The sequence below is a fragment of the Streptomyces sp. NPDC001068 genome (assembly GCF_042897315.1).
Lineage (GTDB): Bacteria > Actinomycetota > Actinomycetes > Streptomycetales > Streptomycetaceae > Streptomyces.
In genome coordinates this window covers 1050159-1059538 of record NZ_JBIAYD010000001.1, presented here as the reverse complement: position 1 = coordinate 1059538, position 9380 = coordinate 1050159, and the positions used below count along the sequence as shown (strand labels likewise).

5 protein-coding genes are annotated in these 9380 nt (G+C 73.1%); all 5 read left to right on the top strand.

All coding sequences use genetic code 11. The features are described 5' to 3' along the window. The first annotated feature begins 54 nt into the window (after positions 1-54). The 5 genes from ACFY3I_RS04595 to ACFY3I_RS04575 are packed head-to-tail and all read left to right on the top strand — an operon-like array spanning position 55 to position 8755. Complete coding sequence (locus tag ACFY3I_RS04595) at positions 55-513, top strand: ATP-binding protein (RefSeq protein WP_390859292.1); 459 nt, start codon at positions 55-57, stop codon at positions 511-513. Positions 514-571: 58 nt separating this feature from the next. Continuing rightward, a complete protein-coding gene (locus tag ACFY3I_RS04590; protein ID WP_390859291.1) occupies positions 572-2113 on the top strand; it encodes a TIGR02677 family protein in 1542 nt (513 codons plus the stop codon). Continuing rightward, the gene (locus ACFY3I_RS04585; RefSeq protein ID WP_390859290.1) at positions 2110-3333 is read left to right on the top strand and encodes a TIGR02678 family protein; all 1224 of its coding nucleotides are present in this window, start codon (positions 2110-2112) and stop codon (positions 3331-3333) included. Before ACFY3I_RS04590 ends, ACFY3I_RS04585 begins: the two co-directional genes overlap by 4 nt. Before the next feature lie 8 nt (positions 3334-3341). After that, on the top strand, positions 3342-7505 hold the full coding sequence (locus tag ACFY3I_RS04580; protein ID WP_390859289.1) for a TIGR02680 family protein: 4164 nt from the start codon (positions 3342-3344) through the stop codon (positions 7503-7505). After that, complete coding sequence (locus tag ACFY3I_RS04575) at positions 7496-8755, top strand: TIGR02679 family protein (protein WP_390859288.1); 1260 nt, start codon at positions 7496-7498, stop codon at positions 8753-8755. The genes ACFY3I_RS04580 and ACFY3I_RS04575 overlap by 10 nt, the downstream gene beginning before the upstream one ends. The last annotated feature ends 625 nt before the right edge of the window (positions 8756-9380 follow it).

The window sequence follows — 9380 nt, the reverse complement described above, 5'->3', positions numbered from 1 at the left end:
GCGTCAGTGCGTCACCGCTGGTCACGCTACGCGACCGGCGACACCGTTGTCGGCATGACGAACAAACCCGCCTGCCTCGTGGTTGGCCGTGCCTTTGAGATGCGCTTCACCTCCACCCCGCGCGGCGCCCGGCTCGCCCGCAGGCTGGTCGCCCACCGGCTGGACACGTGGGGGATCCCGTACGGCGGAGAGCCGCACGAGGCGATCGCGCTGGTCGTCGGCGAACTGGCCGCCAACGCGGTGCGGCACGGGCACGTGTCCGGCCGGGACTTCCAGCTGCGCCTTTACGAGATCGGAGCCGCCGGTACTGTGGTCCGGATCGAGGTCTCCGACACCCGCGCCGAACGCACACCGCCCCGCCCGGAGGCGCTGCGCGCGGCCGGCATCGAGGACACCGCGGGCCGTGGGCTGGTCATCGTCGCGGGGCTGGCGACCCGCTGGGGCTGGCACGCCCGGTCCGACGGGCCGGGCAAGACGGTGTGGGCGGAGTGCGCGGCCACGCCTCCGACGTGAGACGAAAACCGGACATCGTGCTCCGGCGAGGGTGGCGGTCGGGGACAATGGACCCACGATGACCTCGCAGGACTACAGCCCGTTCGCCCACCTCACCGTGCCCAACTCCGCCCTTTACCGTCAGGTGATGCGGGCGTTCCTCGCCGCCAAGGCGCGGTTCGCGGTGCATCTGCGGCCGGAGGACGTGTTCGCGGCGCTGGACCCGGACGCCCGGCCCGGTGACGTCGAGGCGGTGGCGACGGCGCTGGACAGGCTCGTGGGGTGGGGGAACCTGCGGGCCGATCCGGACCACGCCCGGGTGACGGCGGTCGAGGACTTCTACCGCAGGCGGTTCATCTACCAGCTCACCCGGGCCGGTGAGGCGGCCGAGGCGGCGCTCGGGACGTACGACGCGACGCTCGGGCGGCGCGGGGAACTCCAGGCGGTCGCGCTGCACGACATCGTCACGCAGTTGCGGGCGCTCCTGGTGATCGCCCAGGAGGACGAGCCGGATCCGGCGAAGGCGTACATCGCGCTGTCCGTCCTCACGGCCCGATTCACCGACCTCGCGGACAACGCGCGTGCCTTCATGGGCTCGTTGCAGCGCACCATCGACCTGCACGACATCGAGATCGAGGCGTTCCTCGCGTACAAGGACCGGCTGATCCAGTACCTGGAGCGGTTCATCCAGGATCTGATCACGCTCGGCGGGCGGATCGCCCTGCTCATCGGCGAACTGGAGGAACAGGGGAGGGTGAGGCCGCTGCTGGCCCTCGCCGCCGGGCGGGAGGCCGCCGACGCCGCTCCCGAGGAGGCCGGGCAGGCGGAGGCGGTGGCGTACGAGAGGTGGGCCGCGCGCTGGTCCGGGCTCGCCCAGTGGTTCGTGTCGGAGGAGGGGCGGGAGTCACAGGCTCGGCTGCTGCGCGGGCGTGCCCTCGGAGCCATTCCTCAACTGCTGGCTGTCGTACGTCAGTTGAACGAACGACGGGCCGGGCGCTCGGACCGCTCCGCGGACTTCCGCACGCTGGCCCGCTGGTTCGCCCAGGCACCGGACGACGAGACGCGGCACCGGTTGTGGCGGGTGGCGTTCGGGCTCCACTCGTCCCGGCACCTCACCGTCGACGCCGACACCCTCGCCGAACGCGCCGCCGCACCAGAGCCCGCCGCGACGCCCTGGGCCAAGGCGCGCCCCCTGCGGATCAGCCCCCAGCTGCGCCGTACCGGAAGCTACGAACGCCGGGGCAGGCCGCGCCGGGTGGCCGACCGCGGCGAGGCGAAGCGGCGGCTCGCCGAACTCGCCGCCCGGCAGACGGCTCAGGCCCGGCAGGCCCGTGACAGGCTCGCGACGGACGGGCCGGTACGGCTGTCCCGGCTCGGTGAACTCGACGCCCTCGCGTTCCAGTTGTTCCTGCGCCTGCTCGGTGACGCCCTCGCCACCTGGCGGCCGGACATGACGACCACCACGGTGACCAGCTCGGACGGTTCGATGGAGATACGGCTGACCGCGCTCGACGACAGCACGACGGCCGAAGTGCACACCCCTGACGGAGTGTTCAGCGGCCCCAACCATGTGATCGACATCGTCGACCTCACCACGACCGGGACGGGGGAGGACCGGTGACCGGGCCCGTCGGAGCCTCCGGCCCGCTGGCGGAGGTTCTCGAAGGTCAGCGCGAGGCCGAGATCCAGCGCGCCGCACGCGCGTTGCTGAAGGAGCCGCTGCTGACCGCCGACGGGCCGTACGCCGAGGAGTTCCGGCTGGTCCGCCGGCACGCCACCGCACTCCGCGACTGGTTCGAACGCAACGTCGGCTGGACGCTGCGCACCGACGCCGACGCGGCCCGGCTGCGCAAGACACCCGGCACCCTCACCGACGCCACCCACCCCGCCCGCGAGACGGCCCGCACCGCCCTGCCCTTCACCCGCCGCCGCTATGTCCTGCTCTGCCTGACCCTCGCCGCTCTGGAGCGCGGCGAGGCCCAGGTCGCCCTCGGCCGCCTCGCCGAACAGGTCGTCCTGGCCGCCGCCGACCCGGAACTCGTCGCCGCCGGAATCGAGTTCACCCTGGAACGGCGCGACGAACGCCTCGACCTCGCCGCCGTCGTACGTCTGCTGCTCCGGATCGGCGTGCTGCGGCGGGTCGCCGGTGACGAGGAGGCGTACGTCAGCGGCGCCGGTGACGTGCTGTACGACGTACGCCGGCGTGTCCTCGCCGGGATGCCCGCCGCCCTGCGCGGTCCCTCCCTGATCGAGACCGAGGACTTCGCCGAGCGCCTGACGGAGATGACGGCACGGACCACCCTCGACAGCGACGAACTGCGCTTCCGGGCCATCCGCTGGAAACTGACCCGCCGCCTCCTCGACGACCCCGTGCTCTACTACGACGACCTCACCGACGACGAACTCGGCTACCTCACCCGGCAACGCGGCTTCATCACCGCCCGCATCACCGAACTGACCGGACTGGTCGCCGAGGTCCGGGCCGAGGGCATCGCCATGGTCGACCCACTGGACGACCTCACCGACGTACGCATGCCGGAGCAGGGCACCCACGGCCACATCACCCTGCTCCTCGCCCAGTACCTGGCACGGGCCGACGAGCCCGTCACGGTCGCCGAGCTGGCCGCGCACGTGCGAGAACTCGCGGTGGAACACGGCAACTTCTGGTCGAAGACAGCCCGCGAGCCGGGAGCCGAACCCGAGCTCGTGGCACAGGCCCTGACCAAGCTCCAGGCCCTTGGGCTCGCCGAGCAGACCCCGCGAGGCGTCGTGCCCCGCCCCGCCCTCGCGCGGTACGCGGTCGGCGAAGCCGTCATCAGAACAACCGGCGACGAAAGGTGACCCGCGCCGTGACCGCGCCGACCGTACAGACTGCGCCGACCGCGCCCCCGGGCCTCGTCCTCCCCGCCCCCGCGCCCGGTCGCTGGCGGCCGCTGCGGATCGGGCTCGTCGACCTGTTCCACTACGACGTCGAGGAGTTCTGGTTCCGCGACGGCCGGCTGCTGCTGCGCGGTAACAACGGCACCGGCAAGTCGAAGGTGCTCGCCCTCACCCTGCCGTTCCTGCTGGACGGCGACCTCTCCGCGCGCCGTGTCGAGCCGGACGGCGACCCCGGCAAGCGGATGGAGTGGAACCTGCTCCTGGGCGGCGAACACCCCCACCCGGAACGGCTCGGCTACACCTGGATCGAGTTCGGCCGGCTCGACGACACCACCGGCGAGGCCCACTTCCGCACCCTGCTGTGCGGCCTGAAGGCCGTCGCCGGACGCGGCATCGCCCGCCACTGGTTCGCCGTCACCACCCAGCGGATCGCCGCCGGACTCGACCTGCTCGACGCCACCGGCACCGCCCTGTCCCGGGACCGGCTCGCCGAGGCCATCGGCGGCCACGGCATGGTGTACGACACCGCCAAGGCTTACCGCCGCGCGGTCGACGAGGCCCTGTTCGGGCTGGGGGAACGGCGCTACGGCGCGCTCGTCGACCTCCTCATCCAGCTGCGCCAGCCCCAGCTGTCCAAACGGCCCAACGAGGCCGCCTTGTCGCGGGCGCTGACGGAGGCGCTGCCGCCGATGGACCAGGCGGTCATCGCCGACGCCGCGGAGGCGTTCCGGTCGCTGGACGAGGAGAAGGAGGAACCGCGGGCGGCCCGCGAGGCCGAGCAGGCGTCGTCGGCGTTCCTCGACCACTACCGGCGCTACGCCCGGATCGCCGCCCGCCGCCGGGCCCGCCTGCCCCGCGCCGAACACGCCCGCTACGAACACCTCCAGCGGGAACTGGTACGGGCACAGGCCGATCACGACCAGGCCGTGACCGACCGGACCGAGGCGCAGGACCGGGCGGCCGCGCTCGCCGAGCGGGCGGCACGGCTCAGCGCCCAGGACGCGGCACTGCGGTCCGGGCCCGAGATGCGCGACGCCCGCGCCCTCGACCAGGCGGCGACCGACGCCTCCCGCACGGCCGGGGACGCCGTCCGCTCCGAGACCGACCGGCAGAAGGCCGCCGAAGCACACACCCGGGCCCTCGGCCGGCTCGCCACCGCCACGAACCGGCTGACCGCTGCCCGGGAAGCCCTGGACGACATTGAAGGCCGGGTCGCCGGCAGCGCGGCCGCGGCGCGGATCGAGGTGCCCCGGACCTCCGGAGCCCCCACCCCGGTCCTGCGCCGTGCCGCCGACGAGGCCACGGCGAGCAGGCGGCGGGCCGTGGACCATGTGGAGACCCTCGTGACGGCGGCCGAGCGCGCGGAGGGCGCACGCAAGGCCGCCCGGCTGCGCGCCGACGAGGCCGACGAGGAGGCCGGGCACAGCGCGGAGCTGCTGGCCGAGGCCGAGGAGACGGTCAAGGAGGCGGGGCACGCCCTGGTCGCGGCCGTACGGGAGAGGCTGTCGGGGTTCGTGGAACTGCGGGTCGACGGGCTGCCGGGGGTGCTCGACGCCGTGCAGAGCTGGACAGGCAGCCTGGACGGACCCCATCCGGCCCGGCTCGCCGCCACCGCCGCCCACCGCGTACTCGGCGCCCGACTGGCCGACCGGGCCGCGGCGTTGGCCCAGTCGGAGGCGTCGACGGCCGAACGCCTGCGCCTCGGGGCGGAGGAACTGGCCGCCCTGGAAACCGGCGGGCAACGCGGCCCCACCGCCCCTCACACCCGCACCGCCGATCTCCGCAGCCGCGCCCTGGGCGCCCCGCTGTGGCGCCTCGTCGACTTCCGCCCGCACGTGACGGAGGCGCGACGGGCGGGTCTGGAAGCCGCGTTGGAGGCCTCCGGGCTCCTCGACGCCTGGGTGCGGCCGGACGGTGCGGCGGTGCGGGCGGACGGCCACGACGTACTCCTCGACCCGCTCGACCTGCCCACTGGAAACGGCCTCGACCGTGCCTTGTGCCCGGCCGTCGACCACGCCGACGCCGGGGCCGCAGCTGTCGGCGAGCACACCGTCGAGCGCCTGCTGGCCGCCATCGCGCTCGTGGACGTCGACAAGGACGGTGACAGTCGCACCTGGGTCTCCACCGACGGCCGCTTCCGGGTCGGCGCGCTCGCCGGCGCCTGGGCCAAGGACCGCGCCCAGTACGTGGGAGAGGGGGCCCGGGAACGGGACCGTCGCAACCGCATCGGCGAACTGCGAGTAGAACAGGCGGCCTTGACGGCCGAACGGGAGCAATTGGCCAGGGAGCGCAGGACCGTGTCCGAGCGGCGCACCGTACTCGACGCCGAACTGGCTGCCGTACCCGGCGAGGACGGCCTGCGTGGCGCCCACGCCCGGCTCGGCGCGGCGGCCGAAGCCGTCCACCGGGCCCGTACCCGGCAGCGGGAGCGGGCCGCCGAACTGGCTCGCGCGGCTGCCGACGCCGACCGTACGGCGAACGAACTCGGCTCCACGGCGGTCGACTTGAACCTTCCCGCCGACCGCGACGGCCTGGCCGCCGTACGGCAGGCGCTCGCCGACCACACCCTCCACCTCGCCGTACTCTGGCCCGCGGCGCGCGAGCGCGCGGACGCCGAGCAGGCGGTCGACGGGGAGCGTACCGAGACCGGCCGCGCCGAGCAGCTCGCCGCCGAGCTCGCCGACCGTGCCACGGAGGCGGCCCGCCTCGCCGCGGCCGCCGACGAACATCTGCGTACCCTCCGCTCCACCGTCGGAGCGGCTGTCGACGAACTTCAGCGGCAGTTGGAGGAGACGGGGGAAGCCGCACGCGCATGCGAGCGCGAACAGCAGCGAGCCCAGGAGGACATCCAGGCCGCCGGCGGGCGGGCCGGCCACGCCGAGGGACGCATCGAGCGCCTCGCCGAGGACGTCACCGACGCCACCGCCGCCCGCGAACGGGCCGTCGCCGCGCTCCAGCGGTTCACGGCGACCGGACTGCTCGCGGTAGCCCTCCCCGACCTGCCCGTACCGGACGAGGACGGCGGACCGTGGGCGGGCACCCCCGCCGTGACCCTCGCCCGCGCCGTCGAGTCCCGCCTGGCCACGACCGACGACTCCGACGCGGCCTGGGAACGCATCCAGAAACATCTCAGCGAGGAACTCGGCCGGCTCCAGGACGCGTTGTCCCGGCACGGTCACACCGCCACGGCCCGTCCCGGCGAGGACGGCATGCGCGTCGACATCGTCTACCAGGGCCGCGAACGCGCGGTACCCGAACTCGCCGAAGCCCTCGCCACCGAGGTCGCCGAACTGACCCGCATCCTCTCCGCGCACGAACGGGAGATCCTGCAGACCCATCTGATCACCGAGGTCGCAGGCACCCTCCAGGAACTGATCGGCACGGCCGAACGCCACGTGCGCGCCATGAACAGGGAGCTGGAGGAGCGCCCGACGTCCACCGGCATGAAGCTGCGCCTGGTCTGGCGCGCCTCCCGCCGGGCCCCGCAGGGACTGGCCCAGGCCCGGGACCGGCTGCGTCAGTCCGCCGACGCATGGTCACCCGAGGACCGGGTGGCCGTCGGCGCCTTCCTCCAGGAACAGATCGCACGCCGGCAGGCCGACGACCGTACCGGCAGCTGGCAGGAGGACCTCACCGCTGCCCTCGACTACCGCGCCTGGCACGAGTTCGGTGTCGAACGCCACCAGCACGGCAAGTGGGTACCGGCCACCGGCCCCGCCTCCGGCGGCGAACGCGTCCTCGCCGCGTCCGTCCCGCTCTTCGCCGCCGCCTCCTCCCATTACGCGAGCGCGGGCGGCGCCCACGCCCCACGCCTCGTCACCCTCGACGAGGCGTTCGCCGGAGTCGACGACGACTCCCGCGCCAAGTGTCTGGGCCTGCTCCGTGCCTTCGACCTCGACGTCGTCATGACCAGCGAACGCGAGTGGGCCTGCTACCCGCAGGTGCCCGGCATCGCCATCGCCCAGCTGTCCCGGGTCGACGACATCGACGCCGTCCTGGTGACCAGATGGGAGTGGGACGGCGGTGAACGGCGACGCGGTCCCGAGCCCGGCGCCACCGCAGGTCCGGCATCGGTTCCCACTCAGGCTCACGCCCCCGCCACCTCGGTGGAACCGGGGGCCCCATGGGCGTGAACCACCCGGTGGCCGAGGCGAAGGTCGACGACGAACGGCTCGCGCGACTGCTCGGGGACCCGGGACTCGCCTGGCTTCTGGAACGCGTCCGGCAGCGGATCGCGGCGGGACGGCCGCTCACCGGGACGGTCACCCTCGCGCGCCCCGACGACCTCCAACGCCGGGCCGCCGAAAGGCTGCTGGGACGCCCTCCGGGCGCGGGCCGGTCCCTGACCCTACGCCTCGACACGGTCGACGAGATCCTGCGTCGCTCCGGCGTCAGCCCGGACGGCCTGGAGACCGCAGTCGTCGCCCTCACCGGGCCCGTCACACTGCGCGCGGAGACGAGGGACAGGCAAGCCGAAGCATGGCAGGAGGCACTGGCACCGCTCACCACCGTGAACGTCGAACTGGCCGCCTGGTCCGGCCGAATCCGTGAGGACGGTCTTGTACGGCGACTCGCCCGCACCCCCGATACCGCGGGCCCCCTCGTCTACGCCGCCGTGCGGGCACTGCACGCACTGCCCGCCGACCCTCCGATGTCACGGGCGGCGTTCGCGGCACTGCATCTGACCGGCGCCCACGCCCTGGACGAGGGAACCCCGCTTGCGACGCTCGTGCTGTCGGGGATCCGTGCGCTCACCGGCTTCCCCGACGGCGCCGGCGCCGAGTGGCGACGCGAGGCCTGGGCTTCGGCCGGACTGCTCAAGGACGACGTGTCGTCCACCGTCCTCACCCTCAACCTGCGCGGCACACCCGCCCTCGACTGGATGGCCGGCGATGGCGAGCCTGCCGTCCTGACACTGCGTTCTCTGACCCGCCCGACCGCGAACCGGATCACGACGGCGACGGGAGACGTCCACGTGTGCGAGAACCCGGCCGTCCTGTCCGCCGCAGCCGACGCCCTCGGCCCGGCCTGCCCGCCCATGGTGTGCCTCCAGGGGCAGCCCTCGGCGGCCGCACTCACCCTGCTGCGCGGCCTGTCCGCGTCCGGAGCAGCACTCTTTCACCATGCGGACTTCGACTGGGGTGGGGTACGCATCGCCACAGCCCTCGGACGAGTGGCCCCCTGGCGTCCCTGGCGCTACGAGGCCGCCGACTACCTGGCAGCTGTGACCAGGGTGAACGAGCCGCAGGACCTGACCGGCACGCCTGCCGCGACACAGTGGGATCCGGGCCTGGCCGACGCGATGAGCGAGCTCCGAGTGCGTGTCGAAGAGGAGTCGCTCCTCGATGACCTGATCTTGGATCTGCAGACAGCGACTCACTGAGCCACGCGCGACGGCGGTGGAAAGCTTCTCGACAGGCGTTTGAAGGGGCCCGCACGGCCTATCCGCCGAGGACCAGCGCAAGTGTGGAGGTGAGAGCGAATGCGGCCGTCGCGGAGGTCGGTGACGGTGTGTTTGAGCTGGGTGCGCCGATTCCGTCGACCCTGGCACCGATGGTCTGGCTGTCGGCGAGCTTGTGGTTGGCGATGCACCCCGGCGCCGAAGACGCCCAGCACGCGCCGCACTCGGACCATGCTACGGCAGGTGTCGACGGTGACCTCGGCGACCGCGGCGTCGTAGGCGTACATGGATGGCCGGGACCGGCTCGGAGCAGGAGCTGAGTGTTTCCAGGGCCCCCCAGGTCCTTGCGGGTGGGGAGCTGCTGTTATGCCTCTTCGCGGGCCGGGGTTGTCCTTCATGTGTAGCCGGTTGTCTCGGGCGACCAAGTCATCCGCGTCAACCTGTGGAGCGTATGGCAATGCCAGCATGGACGGCTCGGCAACACTGCTGCGAAAACTGCTGCTCCAGTGCAAAATTGACGGCCTGTCGTCTACGCAAGGGCGACGGGGGGTTATTCACCTGGAGACGACATGTCGGTAGGGAAGCAGACCCTGTTCGAGAGGCTGGA